We start from the raw sequence: 17,156 nt of genomic DNA on the forward strand, positions 1-17,156 counted from the left end.
ACTTGCTTTTATGGTTTTTGGACTCATGCTGGGATAAGCATGTGGCGGCTTACGCCGCCGAACTGCTTAATCGACATGATGTCAATTCGGTCAAATCTGAGACACTTGGTGATGATTATCTAGCGTCATCTGGTCTTCAAGTTGCGATTTGAGATCGATAAAATCGTTTGTTCTTACTTTACATAATGCCGTCATGGCATCCAAATCGTCTAGCACACCACGCCCCCAGCGGCCGCCGGCAGGCACCCCCCACCGCCCCTTATATATAGCAAAATCAACCGACAACTTAGAATCAACACTAAACCAATTTTCATCCTTTTTAGTTATCCAATTATAAAACTGCTTTGATGATTTAGGCTGCGAGGTAAATTTCGGCACAGGATAAAAAGGTTCATTAGAGCAGTACTCATAGACAACATGCATAGGAAAAAGATTTTCGGCACTACCTACACCTTCTCGCCACTGATTATCTATGTCTTCCCAATTTTTAGCTCCTGGCGCGTTGATTGAATCTACTTGCGTTTGCAGTTCTTTAATGATGGTATTTTCGAAATCAAAATGCTGTTCAGTGATTGTTTTTCCATTAAGCCTATAAGTGACTCCCTCCGTGTTCACTTTGTTGTATTGAGCATACAATCGTGCAAATACCTTTTTGCCTTCTTCATCCTGAGGGATGCACGCAATCATTGCTGCCCACATGTGTTTATCCAGAGCCCACAGTGCGTATTCAAAGCCACTTATGTTCTCAAATTCTCGCCCAGAACAATCGGTCACTTTGCCCCGTTTAAACATTAAATTTATGTCCTGCTTTAACATCGCTTTAACCGCATCATGTTCCCCGCGGGTCACATGATGCAATAATTTACGAACATCAATCACCGGTTTAAACAAAGCCAAATGATATTTTGATGTCTGAGCTAAGTTTACTAAATCACGGTTGGATAAATTTTGAGCGGTTTCAATTTTAAGTTCTGGTGGTAATTCATTAAAAGTCTCGGATTTGGATTGCATACTTTCACCTTAATTCTATTCACTTGGGATAATTTAAAAATGAATTATACATGAATTAATTGAAAACAAAAAGAGCCATGTGATTTTAAATTGACCATATAAAGAGAGTGCTCAGAAATATTCTTACATTAATGCGAGGTCACACCCACTCAGTTAAATCAGCAGATAAGGTAAATGCCAAGGGCAATTGTTTGATAATGAGCAATAGACCAATGGCGCATAATAAACCTTGTACCACATTGGAGGGTACGTATTCGGCAATGAAGCCGGCTTTGAAACTACCGATGAGGATTTGTAAAAGTCCCGCCAATGTAAGCGCCAACAAAAAGCTGTTAAAATCACCCAGTTGGCTGATTGCTGCCAAGACCACAGCTGCCATGCCTGCAGCGGGTCCACTTATGCTCACATGGGAACCGCTTAAACCCCCTACTACTATCCCTCCAATGATTCCGCTTAAAATTCCTGAAAATAATGGGGCTCCAGAGGCCAGGGCAATGCCTAGGCAAAGAGGAATTGCCACCAGAAAAACAACAATGGCGGCAATAAAATCCTGTTTGAAAAACCGATTTTTATAAACCCGAAATTTACGTAAATTTCTCGATGCTGCTTCCATAATATTCTACGCCTGAGTTTAGTTATCCTATACTAACGCAGTTTGTTTATATTGTGAACCTGATTCTTTACACAAAAGTTAATTATCTTTACTTTTATGTAAACCTCTTTTACAGCATTGCAGATATTTCCATATTTTTCAAAAATCAGGATTCATCAATGGGTTCCAAATCTTCTTCCAGCAAGATTGCTTCAGCGGTACTAAGTACGGGATTTATCAACTCCTGCTCCAGGTTTCTGAATTGCCAGAGATTTTGATCCATAAGCTGGCTGGGTTTGATACTTTGCAAGGCGTGTAAAATATTACTTGGAACTTTTGGGTTTTCTTCCGCCAATTGATCAATTAATTTAGCTACACGCTTGCGCATCAGATTTTCCTGAGATCCGCAGAGATTACAAGGAATAATCGGATAAGCTTGTTCTTTAGCGAACTGAATTATGTCTTTCTCCTGGACATAGCAAAGCGGACGGATGACAATGTGTTTTTTATTGTCACTCAAAAGCTTAGGCGGCATAGAGCGCACATCACCATTGTATAAAATGGACATGAGTAAGGTACGGATTAGATCATCCCGATGGTGTCCCAATGCAATTTTTGTGAAACCGTTCTCTTCGGCGTAGCGATAAATGATTCCACGACGGAGTCTGGAACACAGGGAGCAATAAGTTTTACCCTCAGGAATTTTTTCTTTTACAATGCTATAAGTATCTCGTGTAAGGATTTCAAAAGGAATGTTCCTGTCATTAAGCCAAGCTCGAAGTTGACTGTCGTTCCAGCCTGGTTGGGCTTGATCAAGAGTAAAAGCAAATAGTTCGAATTTATTATTTGAGCGGCGACGTAAGGTATGGAGAAGGGTTAGCAGGCTGAAGGAATCCTTCCCTCCGGATAGGCATACCATAACCTTATCGCCGCGTTGAATCATATTAAAATCAGCAATTGCTTTACCCGTATAATGCAATAATTTCTTTTCGATAGCAGAAGGAGCCAGGGACATCGTTACAACCTATTGGTTAGATAAATTGGCAAGTTTATCGCAAAATTTAGGCAATTGCCTATGTGTAATAGGCAAGTTTCGCGTGAGTGCTTTCTTTTAAAGGTAAGCATGGGTTAAATTGTCCTTAACAACCAGTTTGTTCTTCTCAAAATCCATAATCGCTTTAGCCATTGAGCAGTACGCTTGATGCGTTTTTTCTGTTCTTACCCAGCCTTTATTACCTTGTTGGCCATCATAACCAAGTTCCATTAATTTTTTCTTTATCTGAGCGACTTTTAATTCGGGTGCTGCATTGCTCTTTAAAAGGCGGTTGATGGCAGTAATTCCCTTCGGGCTTAAGGATTCTTCCTCACTAAGTTGACTGTATTCCAGTGCATAAGAGGGGTTATGAAAAAAGACGAGACTACGGCTAAAAGCTCTAAGTCCATTAAAATTGACTTCTTTGCCCCAATCCTGATGTTCTATCAGAGCTTGCAATTGTTTGAGTAATTCCTGAATGCTCACTTATTTCCTCCTGAAATGACCAGCACTTATAATGACATGCTCAATCCGTTATTCAAATGGTTATTAATAAGGATTCGAATAATCAAGGCGAGGACAAGGAGCAAAATATTTTTGTGGGTAGAGTTACCCATTTAAACAGTACAACAGCAATGAGAAACTACAAATTGCCTACATTTTGTCAATAAAGTTTTTAAGTTAGCCAGGTGTCTTATGAATCAATTTTTCAGTAATGTTCCATCGTCTATTCTAGTACAAATCTATTCTAATTTGTCTGCTCACGAGCTCGTCCAAACTATTTTCAAAGTAAGTAGCATTCATCGTGCCGCAGCATTAAAAGCTTTATTTCAAAAAGACGATGAGCAAGCACGAGACTCCCAGGTTGCATTATTAAAGGGTTGGGCTTCGCAAGGTATTCAGTTAGGATTCCCACAAGATGAGGCAATCATCTGGGATGCAATCAGCAGGCCTTCCTGGAACTCCCTGGCCCGCTGCAGTGGTCTGGCAGTGCTGGCGAAAAAAGCAGGAATTTCTCTACAGACAGTGGGTGAGTTGATTCAGCGTTGTCTGTCCTATTTTAACAATAATGAAGGCAATCAAGAGAATCAATTAACCGCTTTGGACTGCTTAGCCAATCTGTCGCGGTTAGCTCATCCTAAAGATGCCTATGAAATCGAACACCTGTTGACTGAATGGCTTGCTGAAGAGAATTTGGCTATAAGCGATAAAGCTTGGGACATTTTAAAACAAATAAAAATTCGGCTGCCATTACAAACACGACAAGAGATGCTGAGGGTTGGATTGTGTTATCCCATGCATACTCATCCATTTGCGAGCAGAATGATTCAACAATTCTTTGCATCCAATATTAATGAATGCAAAGAAGTTGCTCTGGACACACTGAAGCAGGATGCGCCGACTGTCCCCCAATCTAGACGCTGTCTGCTCTTGTTAGAAAAAGTAGTTGAGCAACTTGCTCATTCTGAATTGGATATTGCATTTTCTTTTGTGTATAAATTTGCAATTAACAATGCCAGCCCAATGCAATTAGCCTCTTTCAAAACCTTGGCTGCTTTAACGCCGAGGCTGAATGAAGAGCAAAGGCAAAAGCTTTTTAAAATAATTGAGAATTGTTATCAACATCGAATAATAAAAACGCGTAATTCACTCCTTGAGGATTTTGTTAAACCAAGTATAAACTCCCTTAGCTCTTTACCAGAATTCGACGATATAGTTCATATCCTTGTTGAATTGCTGAATGCTAATGTAAAACATAACTCCCCTGATCAGCAGGAGTTGAAACAGATACAATTGTGTTTGGAGGTGCTATGTCTGTCAGCAAAATTCCTGACCCAGCAAAAAAGACTGCAAATTATTAAAACCATTGAAGATTTAATCGTTCAAAACAGCCATGCAGGGATACGTGAAGCTGCCTTTAATGCTTTGAATCAATTGGCTAAGTATTTAAGTAAACAGCAAATTCATGATTTCTTTTCTCATGCAATGTATCTTCTAGGAAGCGGAATATCTCTTGAACTGGCAATTTCTATGTTAACTGCCTTGGCTGGTGTGTTGGAATCTTCCCAAATCACTGATGCAGTTACAAAGATCACCCATGTAAATTGGAATAGCAGCGAGTCTGGTTTGTTAATGAATTTTTTCATTGCTGTAAAACCTCAATTAAAACCTGAGATATTGCAAATTATTCAGGATGCAATTCTAAAAATGTTAGTGGATGGCGGTGAAAATCAGGACTTCCCCATCGCAGAAGTGAGCAAACTGTACATGCCCCAGATGCCAGCAGAAGCCCATCAAGGCATTTTTGATATGGCCATGAAAACTCTTGATGAGGAGTCTTGCCCAAACACAAAATCCGTCCTGCAAGTTATTTATGGATTGAGTAATCATCTAAGCCGTGACCAGATTGATTGTTGTATGAGGAAGCTTGAACAGCTAATAAATAGAGGTTTAAAGAATGAAACCACAATGGCCTGCATGGATACTGCGCTGGTTCTTTTTCACAAAGCTTCACCCGATGTTCAAATGGATTCCCTGGCAGTCCTGGTTGATTTGGCCGCTAATCCTGACTACTTCATCAAACATAAGGCAATAGAATCGCTGAGTGTGTTAATCATTGCTGGCCACCTTAGTCAGGATATAAAGAAGGAGTGGAAAATTCAAAGAGTAGAAAGCTCAGGGATAGTATTTGATTACATTAATTTTCTATTTAATCTTTGTGAACAGATAAAAGAAAGCTTTCAAGCATCAACGCTAAGTGATGGCCCGTCAATCTAGGTTGATTCGCAAGTTGTAAGTTGGCAGTGAGATTTTCCTGACTGCCATTTATTAAAAGAGCTAAAAGAATTTGCGCGGGTTCAGTTATTTTGTTATTGCCGCATTCATCACGGCTTTACCTTGAGGTTTAACAATAATGACTTTTTTGACCACGCGTTTAGGTGGTGGAAAATCGCTAATTCTTGTGGTTTCTAACCAGGAATTAATTTCTTCCAGGTCGTTGACGTTTAAAGTTCCAGCCATATATTTTAAATTTAACAGGGCGTTAATTAAATTATATTGGTCTCTGGCAAGTTGTTCTTGCGCTTCAAATAATCTTTGCTGAGCATTAACAACATCCACCATGGTGCGGGTTCCTACCTGAAACTGTGCCTCAGTACTTTCTAAAGAATTTTGTTGCGAAATAATGGTTTGCCTGTCGGCTTTAACCTTGCTAATGCCGTCAATGATGGTATTAAAGGCAATACGGCTATTCACCACCACATTCCGGTAAGTTTGTTCCAATTGTTCGCTTGAGGTTTGGAAATCAAACTGGGCTTGACGCGTTTGCGATTGCACCAATCCTCCCTGGAAAGCTGGGAAAGTCATAGCCAGAGCGACATTGGCGGTAGTTTGTCTGCTTGGGATAAAAAAGGAAGTTCCTGAGGATTGATTATGAATCTGTAAGGCATTGCCTTGAATTTCAAACGTAGGCCAAGACCCTGCAGCCTGAGCCCTGATGTTTTCACGAGCAGCTTGCAAATTATATTTGGCCGAAAAGAGGCTGTAATTTTGTTGTAAGCCTGTATTTACCCATTCATCCACATTATCGGGTTCGGGCTTAATCAACGGAATTCTACTACCCCTTAAGGGCGATAAATATTCATAGGTATGATTGGTTAGCCTGCGCAAGTCCTCATTGCGATTGATTTGATTATTTCGTGCCGAAATGACCTCAGCAACCGACTGGTCATAGGCTGCTTTTGCCTCATACACCGAAGTAATGGCATCCAGACCTACTTTAAAGCGCTGTTCCGCTTGCTCAAATTGTCGTTTGTTTGCACGGCGTTTTGCTTCGGCAAAATTCAATGTATCTCGGGCAAGCAAGACATCAAAATAGGCTTGTGCCGTTCGTAAAATTAAATTTTGGGCGGCATCATTGAAGGTAGCCTGCGCAGCTTTAACCGATGCTTTGGCTTGTTGAACTTGAGCCCAGGCTTGATAATTAAAAACAGCTTGTGAAGTGGTTACTTGCCATTGATTGCTGTTATAAGTTGCTTCGACTGATGCTCCTCCTGCTTTGACATTTTCAATATTTCTTGAAGCTTGTGAGGTAACCAACAGTTGGGGGAACAAAGCAGAGCGGGCTTGTGGAATAGCTTCCGTATTGGACATATAGGTGCTGTAAGCCTGCTTAAAAACTGGATCATTATCAAGCGCCTGTTGATAAATATCCATTAGATCAGTAGCGTAAGACCCTGAAGAGATGGCAACAGTTAACGTTAAGCAAAAAAGCGTTTTTCTCATATCGAACTTGTCCTAGAAAACAAATTCCTTCGGTTTCATTTTATTAATCAAAGGGGGAAGATTGGTTTCAAAAAGATCCCTTGCGTGCCAATTGCCGTCGTAATTCAAAGTATGGAGTTGCCCCTGCATGGCAGGCTCTCTCCCAACCACTGAAAACAATCGTCCTCCGGGCAAAAGTTGCAAGCGATGGGTCTCGGTAATTTGTTCGAGGGAACCGGTGAATACCATCACATCATAAGGTGCTTTGTCCATCCAGCCGCGGCAAGCATCGCCTGTTATTAATTCCACATTGTTGCAATGATGTTCGTGCAGCTTTCGTCTCGCGTAATTGGTGAAATCGGGATAGTAATCGATACTAATGACTTTTTTTGCCAACTTGCTTAACAGGGCGGTTAAAAAGCCAGTGCCAGTACCTATTTCAAGAACTGTTTCATGTTTCTTGATTTTTAATGCCTGCAACAATATTCCTTCTTCAAGAGGAGTCATCATCCTTTGATCATGGCTAAGGGGAATTTGCATGTCTGAATAGGCAAAGTGCTGCATTCCGCTTGGAACAAATTCGTGACGTGGTACCTCATCGTAGAGAGCAAGTATGGTTTCATCCAAGACATCGCCGGTGCGAAGCTGTTGTTTCACCATGTTAATGCGTGCGTTTTGACTTGTCATTTAAAAATCACCATCACTTTGAATGTCTAGGTTAAATCGTTGCGCTGATTTTAGCAAGAATTGGTAAAAGGTGCGATTACTTAAGGCATGAAACTCCCATTTTCAACAGATACTTTTAAACAAAACCAAAAAAGAGAGTGAATTCATAGTGGTGTTGTCTAAAATTTGTTATCATCGCCGCCTGCTATTTGAAGGCGATTAAGGAGATTACTGTGCTAGAACAATTTACCGAATTCCTGCAATCTGAATTAGATTCACTCAAGCGAGAGGGATTATATAAAGAAGAAAGAATGATCACCAGCCAACAACAGGCAGCGGTAACTGTTAAAAATCATGAAGTAATCAATTTATGCGCGAACAACTATTTAGGCCTGGCCAATAACCCTACGCTCATAGCCGAAGGGCAAAAAGCATTGCAAAAATATGGCTATGGGATGGCTTCTGTTCGTTTCATTTGCGGCACTCAAACGCCTCATAAAGAGCTGGAAAGAAAATTGAGTAATTTTCTGGGTATGGAAGACAGCATTCTTTACTCCTCTTGCTTTGATGCCAATACCGGTTTATTTGAAACCTTGCTCGGTCCTGAGGATGCCATTATTAGTGATGCTTTAAACCATGCCAGCATTATTGATGGGGTTCGCTTGTGCAAAGCCGCACGCTATCGCTATGCCAACAATGATATGAAAGATTTGGAAGAGCAACTAAAGGCCGCAAAAGGGGCACGATTTCGTCTGATTGCTACAGATGGTGTGTTTTCCATGGATGGCATAATTGCCAATTTGCCCGCCATTTGTGAACTGGCTGAGCGCTACGACGCCCTGGTTATGGTGGATGACTCGCATGCCGTTGGCTTCATGGGTGAACATGGGCGCGGAACACCTGAATATTGTGGTGTTGCGGATAAAATAGATATTCTTACAGGCACCTTGGGCAAAGCACTTGGCGGAGCTTCGGGGGGTTATACTGCCGCTAACGCCGTTATTGTGGAGTGGTTGCGTCAACGCTCACGTCCCTATCTTTTTTCCAATACTTTGGCCCCAATGATCGCTCAAAGTTCAATAGCTGTACTAAACTTGCTCGAAAGCAGCAATGAATTGGCACAGAAACTTAAAAGAAACAGCGAATATTTTCGTAATCATATGACTAAGCTGGGCTTTGAGTTGGTTCCAGGCGAGCATCCAATTATTCCGGTAATGCTGGGTGATGCAGTCCTTGCCGGTAAAATGGCTGGCCGATTGTTGGAAGAAGGGATTTATGTAGTTGGATTTTCCTACCCTGTTGTTCCCAAAGGAAAAGCAAGGATACGTACACAAATGTCAGCGGCTCATGAAGTGGAGCATCTAGATAAAGCTTTGGAAGCTTTTGCCAAGGTTGGCCGAGAACTTGGCGTTATTTCTTAGTCCAAGTGGAGCAGCTCAAATAATTTTTTCAGAGGAATACACATGAAATCATTGGTAAAAGCAAAGCCTGAACCTGGTATTTGGATGGAAGATGTTCCAATGCCGGAGTACGGTGTGAATGACGTGCTTATTAAAATTCATCAAACTGCTATTTGCGGAACGGATATTCATATTTATTCCTGGGATGAATGGGCCCAGGCCACTATTCCTGTTCCCATGACAGTAGGACATGAGTTTTATGGTGAAATTGTTGAAATTGGTCGGGAAGTAAAAGGTTTACAGGTTGGGCAAAGAGTTTCCGGCGAAGGCCATATTACTTGTGGAATGTGCCGCAATTGCCGCGCTGGTAAACGGCACCTTTGCCGTAATACTCTGGGTGTCGGTGTTAATCGTCCGGGTTGTTTCGCTGAATACCTCTCCTTGCCCGCTACAAACGTATTGGTTTTGCCAGATAACATCACCGGTGAGCAAGCCTCGATTTTGGATCCTCTGGGCAATGCCACCCATTGCGCATTAGCTTTTGATATGGTCGGGGAAGATGTTTTAATCACGGGCGCTGGCCCCATCGGAATTATGGCTGTCGCCATTGCCAAGCATATTGGTGCACGTCATGTTGTAATTACCGATGTGAATGATTACCGTCTTGATTTGGCTCGCCAAATGGGAGCCACCCGCGCGGTTAATGTTAAATACCAGTCCATTAAAGATGTCATGCATGAGCTTGGCATGACTGAGGGATTTGATATCGGATTGGAGATGTCGGGCAATCCCATGGCTTTAAATGAATTGATGAAATCCATGAATCATGGCGGACATGTTGCAATGCTCGGTATCCCACCGCAAGAAACCGCCATTGACTGGAATCAGGTGATCTTTAAAGGATTGGTGATTAAGGGGATATATGGTCGGGAAATGTTTGAAACCTGGTATAAAATGATTGCCATGTTGCAAAGCGGATTAAACATCAAGCCAGTGATTACGCATCATTTTCCAGTGGAAGATTATCAGAATGCTTTTCAAATTATGGCTTCGGGCCAATCTGGAAAAGTCATTTTGAATTGGTCTTAATATTTGGGTGAGCCGTTTGCTCATCCAAAAGAATTGGTAGCATTCATCCTTGTTAAAATTCAAGGTTTGGTTTAACTTTGCCCTGCTTTAAAAAAGGAGCAATTCTATGTCGCAATATATTTTTACTATGAATCGGGTGAGTAAAGTGGTGGATAACCAACGCTTTATTTTAAAAGACATCTCTTTGAGTTTTTTTCCAGGAGCCAAAATTGGCGTGTTAGGACTCAATGGTTCTGGTAAATCCACGTTATTGCGAATTATGGCAGGGGTTGACCAACAGTTTGAAGGCGAAGCCAGGCCTCAACCCGGCATTAAAATTGGCTATTTGGCGCAAGAGCCTGAACTTGATGCAAACAAAACCGTGCGGGAAATTGTTGAAGAAGGTGTTGCCGATATTAAAAGTAAACTAACCCAGTTTGATGAAATCAGCATGCGTTTTGCCGAGCCAATGAGCGATGATGAAATGAATGACTTGTTGGCCAAACAAGGCGAGTTGCAGAATGAAATTGAAGCTTGTGGCGGTTGGGATTTGGACAGGCGTCTGGATGTCGCAGCAGAAGCTCTACGTCTGCCCGATTGGGAGGCTAAGATTAGTCAACTCTCAGGGGGTGAACGTCGGCGTGTAGCCTTGTGTCGTTTATTACTCTCCAGTCCAGATATGTTGTTGCTGGATGAGCCTACCAACCATTTGGATGCTGAGAGTGTGGCCTGGCTTGAACGTTATCTTGAAGAATTTCCTGGAACCGTAGTAGCCATCACCCATGATCGCTACTTCCTGGACAATGCGGCTGAGTGGATTTTAGAGTTGGATAGGGGTGAGGGCATTCCTTATAAAGGAAATTACACATCCTGGCTTGAGCAGAAAGAAGCTCGTTTGGCAATGGAGGAAAAGCAACAAGCTTCTCATCAACGGGCAATTAAGGCTGAATTGGAGTGGGTTCGTACTTCACCCAAAGGCCGCCATGCGAAAAATAAGGCCAGATTGGCCCGTTTTGAAGAAATGAATTCCAAGGAATTCCAAAAACGAAATGAAACCAATGAGCTGTATATTCCACCTGGTGAGCGGCTTGGAGATTTGGTGGTTGAAGCGAACAATCTTCGCAAAGCTTATGGTGATCGACTCCTGATTGATAATTTAAGTTTCAAATTACCCAAGGGAGGCATACTGGGCATCATCGGTCCTAACGGTGCCGGTAAATCCACTTTTCTTAAAATGTTGACAGGGCAGGAGAATCCCGATGGTGGAGAGATCCGCATTGGAGATACGGTAAACCTTGCTTATGTCGATCAGTTAAGGGATGAGTTGGACGACAACAAAAGCGTTTGGGAAGAAATATCCGATGGCCATGACATCATGCAAGTTGGTTCTTTCCAAATGCCTTCTCGTGCTTACGTCGGCCGTTTCAACTTTAAAGGGGCTGATCAACAAAAGAAAATGTCGCAACTCTCCGGTGGTGAGCGCAATCGCGTCCATTTAGCCAAATTATTAAAACGAGGCGCAAACGTTATCCTTCTTGATGAACCAAGTAATGACTTGGACGTTGAAACTTTGCGAGCTTTGGAAGAAGCCATTTTAAATTTCCCAGGCTGTGCTGTGGTTATATCGCATGATCGCTGGTTTCTAGATCGAATTTGCACGCATTTAATGGCGTTTGAAGGAGACTCGCAAGTGGTTTTCATTGAAGGGAACTACAGTGATTATGAAGCTGACAGAAAACGTCGTTTAGGTGATGAAGCGGAAAGACCTGCAAGAATCAAATATCGCCGTTTGCAAGCATAATCATTTGACGAACAGCCATTATGAAGGCAAAATTTTAACCATTGTGAAGTCGCGGCTTACAATTAAATTTTTTTGCCTGAACTAGGGATTTAGTAATTCTGATAGGGTATCCTAGGCAATTTTAATAATTTTAATAACTAATAGAGAGAACGATTCAGCATGAACAAGTTGTTGTGGGCTGGCTTATTAAGTCTGGGGCTTTCAGGTTGTATGCAATATTGTGATGAATCTTGCTACATCACGGATGATGTAGGCGTGGTTCATAAAACCATGCATTACACGCAAGACAAACGCGGCCGTGATTATTTCCCTGAAAAAGCACCAGCAACGGGTCAAAAACAATTCATTTTTGACCCAAAAGCTTACGCCTGGGCGGCTTATGATGCCGATGGCAACCGGCTTATGACCGGAAGTGCCTCAGGTGGCAAGGACGTTTGCGATGAAAATCAAAATCAGTCTTGCCGAACCGTAACCGGTAGATTCCGTGTCTATAATCGAAGAGGAGCTGATTGCAAATCTGGCGAGTTCCCAGTGGAAACAACCGGTGGTGCAAAAATGCCATACTGCACTTATTTCTTTCAAGGGTATACAGTGCATGCGGCTTATGAAGTTCCTTACGCCAACACCAGTCACGGCTGTGTAAGAGTCCTGCCCAGTGCTGCAAAATGGTTATACGACAATTTCTTAACTTTGGGTACGCAGGTTACTATTCTTCCCTATGCGGATGAAGAAAAAGTTTCTTGATTAGACATTCAATTGAATAATCCGCGGCTTGTCCACGGATTATTCATATTTGTCGGAATGAACTAAGATTCTTAGCAGCAATTTGTTCAACCATTCCCCTTAAATGACTGATGTCATCCGGTTTCTCTTTTAATCCTACGAACAAAGCAACAAAATCTTTCCAGCCGGGATCAACCCCGACAACACTGACATGCAATACGGCTTGGTGAAAATCCTTATCCAGTATTTCTTTTTGGCAGAGGGAAAATCTTGCATCAAACGATGAGAAAGAATAGTGGAATTGCTCCCAAAAACCAGGAAGAATATCTTCAAACTGTCCCATGGATTGTTCCTCAAGATTGCTCGAACAGGCACGGTAAAAATCTTCAGGAGACAGTGCACGGGGAAGCGTGTCCAAACGATTTTTGATAATCTGCAGCATATTTTTACAATCATGAAGCTCAAGATTAGGACGATAAAAGTAATTGGTTAAAAAACTTAATCCTCCTTTGTTCGATTTTGCTATGCTTTGATCCACCATCGCCATTGCTTCGTCCATCTTCGTCGACCAATATTCACATAAATAGTTGAACAAGTAGGGCTTTATCATGTCATAGGACAGATTGAAATCATTCCAGCTCACATCACTGCCATGTTCAGGAATATTAAACAATTCCTTGGGCATATGTAAAAAGGATTCATTCACGTCATAAATTGGCATCTTTGCTTCAGGGATGGGCACCACAAAGTGCATCAGCTGCTCTATAAGTGCACTTAATAAACCAGGGCCAGATGTTCTTAAAGTGCTAATGAATCGGGGGTCGGCTCCTGTATAAAATTTAGGGCTTCGGAGGTTTTTATTGCGGTGGGCTTGCAATAATTGAGGATTTTGATAAAGGTTTTTATAGTTTTCTATAATTTGCTTGCGGTACTCAGAAATAATCGTTCCATGAGGGATGCTAGCCATCAAGTCATTGTTTAATTTACCATATCCACAATCATGATAGGCAAAGCCATAGCTTAATTTAAAATGTTCGAGTATGGGATTTCCAGGCAGCATGTCTTTTGCATCGATATATATACCACCTTCTTCCTGTAAAATCTCCACTCGTAAGAGATCAGAAGCGGCAGCCAAATTACGATATTGGCCTGTCAGTTCGTCATCGTAAAATTGCTTTCCAGGCATGGATGAATAAAGTTCATTTTTACCGAGCAGATTGTCTTTACTCTCATGGGCAGCTAGCGACAAGTCACAAATAATAATTTGGTTTTTTTTAGCCCATTGCAATAATTTGGGCAATTCTTTTGTCTTTTCTTCTTCACTATAGGTGGCTGAATCGATCCAAAGTTTTACAGAAAAAGTAGGGTTGGTTTGCTTCCAATGCTGCATATTATCGAGTACTTCAGTCGGAGGAAGTTTGCCAAGCCAAACAGCATGAATGGCCTTGGGAATGGACAGTAATTCAGATGGCATACTAACTCCGAAAAAGCAACTCTTATGGAGTATAGCCAGAAAATTTTAGCCGCATATTGGACCTACATATTAATGATTGAAAAAGTTCACAATATTTATTTGCAGCAGCGAATTGAACATAACTATTGGAGGATTACAGGCACTAAAAACTTATGGACTAGACAGCTAAATTTCAGCTGCCTTAGGGAAATTTTTACACGGGTGCAGAATAATAGATTTGAATCTACCAACCTCGACTGGCGCAAATTTGCTCATAGGCCTTGCGGATTTTTTGGGTTTTATCGTTTGCCATTTTAATCATTTGCTCGGGAAGACCTTTGGCGATTAACTTATCTGGATGATTACGACTGATTAAACGGCGGTAGGCGCGTGTTACTTCCTGCTTGTTAGCATTATTATCTATCTCGAGAAGCGCGTAAGCGTGTGCCAGGCTGCCAGTTGCAGTTTGATAGGCGTGTTGCTGTCTTGAAGAGGATGAGGAGTGATTGGACTGAGAAGAGGAAGAATGATAACCAAAATCTTCATAGAAACGGTATTGTTTACGGATAGGGGCAAAGCCCAAACGTCGAAGAACCACATCAAGCGCTTGCAACTTAGCCTCAGATAAATCCACCTTAACTGCGCGGTACTGGATGTCCATAAATAATTTTAAAAGTTCTGGGTTATCCCAGCAAAATTCATCCAATCTTGTTAACACTTCAGCTAAATCAAATTGTGTTGATTTTCCTTGATTAAAAAAGTGCTTCGCCAGAGTTTTTTGTTCGCGATTTAAACGCATTTCATCCATAAGGCTTGTAGCAAGATGAATTTCTTCCTCAGAGACGCGGCCATCTGCTTTGGCAATGTAACCCATGACCGCAAACGTAGCTTCAAAAAACGTTTTTTGCACGGCCTCTCGTCTTTCTTGGTAATAATGCCAATGCGGACGATTAAAATGTTCAATAATACCTCGGTCAAAAAAGTTGCCGATGAGAATGCCAAACAATGCCCCGGCTGCACCATCAATCAAATAGCCAAAAAAACCGCCTAAAATTTTGCCCCACCAATGATAGTGAGTAAAGAAATCACGCAAAGTCATTCAGTTGAATTTCCAGTGTGTAGTTAACGAATTCTTCCATTCTAAACCTAATTATACGTCTAGAAGATAAAATGTGCGCAGCTTAACTTTATTTTAGCAATGATTGTTGTCTTTTCTGAAAAACTTAAGTGTTTGCTTTATAAATGAACGAAGCGGAGTAATCATAAAATAATTAATTTAACCAAAATTTTCCCCTAAACTCGAAAAATCACTATATACTTGCTCTTTTTGAGCTGGGTGTGCTATGCGACCAATATATTCGTTTTTATTGTACCTTCTAACGCCTTATTTACTACTCAGACTTTGGTGGAAGGGAAGGAAACTACCGGCATATCGTGAGCGAATTTCAGAGCGGTTCTTGCTGGATCAAAGACCGACCAAACCTATTGAGATTTGGGTCCATGCGGTTTCCCTGGGAGAAGTAATCGCCGTGACACCGCTTGTGGATAGTCTGCTCAGTAAAAATTACAGCGTGCTAATTACAACGATGACACCCACAGGGGCTGAACGGGTGAGACAACGCTTCGGCGAACGGCTTACCCATCGGTATGTCCCCTATGATCTGCCTTGGGTGGTTAAACGATTTTACAGTCGAGTGAAACCCAAAGTAGCCATTTTCGTTGAAACCGAACTGTGGCCAAATCTGACTTATTATGCCCGCCGAGCCAAAATTCCATTGTTTTTAGTGAATGCCCGCCTTTCAGAACGATCCTACCAGGGTTATAAAAAGGCTAAATTTTTATTTGGACCCCTTCTTAAGCAATTTAACCACATTTTGGCGCAAGCCGCAGATGATGCGAAACGTTTTACTGCTTTGGGAGCCCCGTCGGAAATTGTCCAAGTTGTCGGCAATATGAAATTTGATTTGCAAACGCAAAATATAAACTCTGAAACGTTCGTCGAGTTAAAAAACAAATGGGGGAAAGAGCGCGTTGTCATCTTAATTGCCAGCACGCACGACAATGAAGAACAGCAAATTTTATCGGAATTAAGGGCTTTGCAAAGCCAAATTAAAGATGTAGTGCTTTTAATTGCCCCACGTCACCCGGAGCGGTTTCAAAAAGTGTACCAATTGTGCTTGAGCATGGGATTTAATACAGGCTTGCGTTCTCAACCAAATGGTTTAAGCGAAAACAATGAGGTTGTGGTTTTAGATTCTCTGGGAGAGTTATTAGGATTTTATCAAATCAGTGATTATGCTTTTGTCGGGGGAAGCCTTGTCCCTGTTGGGGGGCATAATGTTTTAGAGCCCATTGCCATGAAGGTTCCTGTATTAAATGGCCCGCATGTTCATAATTTTAAAACCATATGCCGTGACTTGCAGACGGCTGGAGCGATTGAGTTGGTGGCTAACCCGCAAGAACTGGTGGATAGAATTTTGAGTTTACACAACGACAAAGAACGACGAGAAATTTTGGTGAGAAATGCAACGCAGGTATTGGAATCCAACAAGGGGACGGTAGTTCAATACCTCGAAAAAATAGATGCCGTTTTGCAACAGGCTTGATCCTAGAAAACCCGAATGCCGCATAGCGGTCTATTCGGGCATCTGCCGCTACTAGCCGCCTTGATTTTGGCGTTCTTTGATTTCAGATAAGGTCTTGCAATCAATACACAAGGTGGCAGTTGGGCGGGCTTCGAGTCGACGTAAACCAATTTCAATACCACAGGCTTCGCAATAACCAAAGTCATCATCTCTTAAACGTTCAAGAGCATCTTCAATTTTTTTAATTAATTTTCTTTCACGATCTCTTGTTCTTAACTCCAGGCTAAATTCTTCTTCCTGACTGGCTCTGTCCGACGGATCAGGAAAATTGGCTGCCTCATCTTTCATATGAGTGACGGTTCTGTCTACTTCTTCCATCAATGATTGGCGCCAGGCAAGCAATATCTTTTCAATATGAGCTAGTTGCTTCTCATTCATGTATTCTTCGCCATCGACTTCTTGATAGGGGGCGATTCCCATGCTGCTTACGGCGTCATTTTTCACGTTTCGTCTACTCTCATTGGTTGAATCAATTATTTGTTCTGGCATTTCGCCTCCTGC

Annotated in this window: 14 protein-coding genes and 1 pseudogene; 6 read left to right on the forward strand and 9 right to left on the reverse strand. The window is 41.8% G+C overall.

Going from position 1 to position 17,156, the window contains the following annotated elements; all coding sequences use genetic code 11:
* Positions 1-90: 90 nt before the first annotated feature.
* The 4 genes and pseudogenes from EL203_RS03540 to EL203_RS03555 form a co-directional block, all read right to left on the reverse strand.
* Positions 91-1,011 carry a hypothetical protein gene (locus EL203_RS03540; protein WP_058472088.1) on the reverse strand — a complete coding sequence of 307 codons (921 nt, stop codon included), beginning with the start codon at positions 1,009-1,011 and terminating at the stop codon, positions 91-93.
* 148 nt (positions 1,012-1,159) lie between these two features.
* Positions 1,160-1,624: pseudogene (locus EL203_RS03545) on the reverse strand (SulP family inorganic anion transporter); the annotation flags it as partial.
* A 145-nt stretch (positions 1,625-1,769) separates the two neighbouring features.
* Complete coding sequence (gene ttcA, locus EL203_RS03550) at positions 1,770-2,618, reverse strand: tRNA 2-thiocytidine(32) synthetase TtcA (RefSeq protein ID WP_058470490.1); 849 nt, start codon at positions 2,616-2,618, stop codon at positions 1,770-1,772.
* 96 nt (positions 2,619-2,714) lie between these two features.
* Positions 2,715-3,122 carry a hypothetical protein gene (locus tag EL203_RS03555; RefSeq protein WP_058470489.1) on the reverse strand — a complete coding sequence of 136 codons (408 nt, stop codon included), beginning with the start codon at positions 3,120-3,122 and terminating at the stop codon, positions 2,715-2,717.
* A gap of 210 nt (positions 3,123-3,332) precedes the next feature.
* On the opposite strand from EL203_RS03555, the gene EL203_RS03560 reads away from it, so the two are divergent.
* Complete coding sequence (locus EL203_RS03560) at positions 3,333-5,414, forward strand: hypothetical protein (protein WP_058470488.1); 2,082 nt, start codon at positions 3,333-3,335, stop codon at positions 5,412-5,414.
* Between the two features lie 84 nt (positions 5,415-5,498).
* Here EL203_RS03560 and EL203_RS03565 read toward each other — a convergent pair whose 3' ends face one another.
* Both EL203_RS03565 and EL203_RS03570 read right to left on the reverse strand, forming a co-directional pair.
* A complete protein-coding gene (locus EL203_RS03565; protein WP_058470487.1) occupies positions 5,499-6,920 on the reverse strand; it encodes a TolC family outer membrane protein in 1,422 nt (473 codons plus the stop codon).
* 12 nt (positions 6,921-6,932) lie between these two features.
* On the reverse strand, positions 6,933-7,586 hold the full coding sequence (locus EL203_RS03570; RefSeq protein ID WP_058470486.1) for a protein-L-isoaspartate O-methyltransferase family protein: 654 nt from the start codon (positions 7,584-7,586) through the stop codon (positions 6,933-6,935).
* Between the two features lie 212 nt (positions 7,587-7,798).
* On the opposite strand from EL203_RS03570, the gene EL203_RS03575 reads away from it, so the two are divergent.
* The 4 genes from EL203_RS03575 to EL203_RS03590 all read left to right on the forward strand — a co-directional run bounded on the left by EL203_RS03575 (position 7,799) and on the right by EL203_RS03590 (position 12,578).
* Positions 7,799-8,986 (forward strand): glycine C-acetyltransferase, encoded by a 1,188-nt coding sequence (locus EL203_RS03575; RefSeq protein WP_058470485.1) that lies wholly within the window; start codon positions 7,799-7,801, stop codon positions 8,984-8,986.
* Positions 8,987-9,028: 42 nt separating this feature from the next.
* On the forward strand, positions 9,029-10,054 hold the full coding sequence (gene tdh / locus EL203_RS03580; RefSeq protein ID WP_058470484.1) for an L-threonine 3-dehydrogenase: 1,026 nt from the start codon (positions 9,029-9,031) through the stop codon (positions 10,052-10,054).
* A gap of 106 nt (positions 10,055-10,160) precedes the next feature.
* Positions 10,161-11,834 (forward strand): energy-dependent translational throttle protein EttA, encoded by a 1,674-nt coding sequence (gene ettA, locus EL203_RS03585; protein WP_058470483.1) that lies wholly within the window; start codon positions 10,161-10,163, stop codon positions 11,832-11,834.
* A gap of 159 nt (positions 11,835-11,993) precedes the next feature.
* Positions 11,994-12,578, forward strand: a complete 585-nt coding sequence (locus tag EL203_RS03590) for a L,D-transpeptidase (RefSeq protein WP_058470482.1) — start codon at positions 11,994-11,996, stop codon at positions 12,576-12,578.
* 43 nt (positions 12,579-12,621) lie between these two features.
* Here the strand turns inward: EL203_RS03590 and EL203_RS03595 are convergent, their stop codons facing one another.
* Both EL203_RS03595 and djlA read right to left on the reverse strand, forming a co-directional pair.
* Positions 12,622-14,031 carry a TcdA/TcdB catalytic glycosyltransferase domain-containing protein gene (locus EL203_RS03595; RefSeq protein ID WP_058470481.1) on the reverse strand — a complete coding sequence of 470 codons (1,410 nt, stop codon included), beginning with the start codon at positions 14,029-14,031 and terminating at the stop codon, positions 12,622-12,624.
* Between the two features lie 223 nt (positions 14,032-14,254).
* The gene (djlA, locus tag EL203_RS03600; protein WP_058470480.1) at positions 14,255-15,109 is read right to left on the reverse strand and encodes a co-chaperone DjlA; all 855 of its coding nucleotides are present in this window, start codon (positions 15,107-15,109) and stop codon (positions 14,255-14,257) included.
* A 244-nt stretch (positions 15,110-15,353) separates the two neighbouring features.
* On the opposite strand from djlA, the gene waaA reads away from it, so the two are divergent.
* Positions 15,354-16,616, forward strand: coding sequence for a lipid IV(A) 3-deoxy-D-manno-octulosonic acid transferase (waaA, locus tag EL203_RS03605; protein ID WP_058470479.1), 1,263 nt, complete (start codon positions 15,354-15,356; stop codon positions 16,614-16,616).
* Between the two features lie 51 nt (positions 16,617-16,667).
* On the opposite strand, the gene dksA is transcribed toward waaA, so the two are convergent.
* Complete coding sequence (dksA, locus tag EL203_RS03610; RefSeq protein WP_058470478.1) at positions 16,668-17,144, reverse strand: RNA polymerase-binding protein DksA; 477 nt, start codon at positions 17,142-17,144, stop codon at positions 16,668-16,670.
* Between the last annotated feature and the right edge of the window lie 12 nt (positions 17,145-17,156).

The organism is Legionella jordanis (genome assembly GCF_900637635.1).
GTDB classification, from domain to species: Bacteria; Pseudomonadota; Gammaproteobacteria; order Legionellales; family Legionellaceae; genus Tatlockia; species Tatlockia jordanis.

Bases quoted from the DNA above. Each gene is read 5' to 3' on its own strand.
- EL203_RS03540 (WP_058472088.1), bottom strand. From the start codon at position 1,011: ATGCAATCCAAATCCGAGACTTTTAATGAATTACCACCAGAACTTAAA.
- ttcA (WP_058470490.1), bottom strand. From the start codon at position 2,618: ATGTCCCTGGCTCCTTCTGCTATCGAAAAGAAATTATTGCATTATACG.
- EL203_RS03560 (WP_058470488.1), top strand. From the start codon at position 3,333: ATGAATCAATTTTTCAGTAATGTTCCATCGTCTATTCTAGTACAAATC.
- EL203_RS03565 (WP_058470487.1), bottom strand. From the start codon at position 6,920: ATGAGAAAAACGCTTTTTTGCTTAACGTTAACTGTTGCCATCTCTTCA.
- EL203_RS03570 (WP_058470486.1), bottom strand. From the start codon at position 7,586: ATGACAAGTCAAAACGCACGCATTAACATGGTGAAACAACAGCTTCGC.
- tdh (WP_058470484.1), top strand. From the start codon at position 9,029: ATGAAATCATTGGTAAAAGCAAAGCCTGAACCTGGTATTTGGATGGAA.
- ettA (WP_058470483.1), top strand. From the start codon at position 10,161: ATGTCGCAATATATTTTTACTATGAATCGGGTGAGTAAAGTGGTGGAT.
- EL203_RS03590 (WP_058470482.1), top strand. From the start codon at position 11,994: ATGAACAAGTTGTTGTGGGCTGGCTTATTAAGTCTGGGGCTTTCAGGT.
- EL203_RS03595 (WP_058470481.1), bottom strand. From the start codon at position 14,031: ATGCCATCTGAATTACTGTCCATTCCCAAGGCCATTCATGCTGTTTGG.
- djlA (WP_058470480.1), bottom strand. From the start codon at position 15,109: ATGACTTTGCGTGATTTCTTTACTCACTATCATTGGTGGGGCAAAATT.
- waaA (WP_058470479.1), top strand. From the start codon at position 15,354: ATGCGACCAATATATTCGTTTTTATTGTACCTTCTAACGCCTTATTTA.
- dksA (WP_058470478.1), bottom strand. From the start codon at position 17,144: ATGCCAGAACAAATAATTGATTCAACCAATGAGAGTAGACGAAACGTG.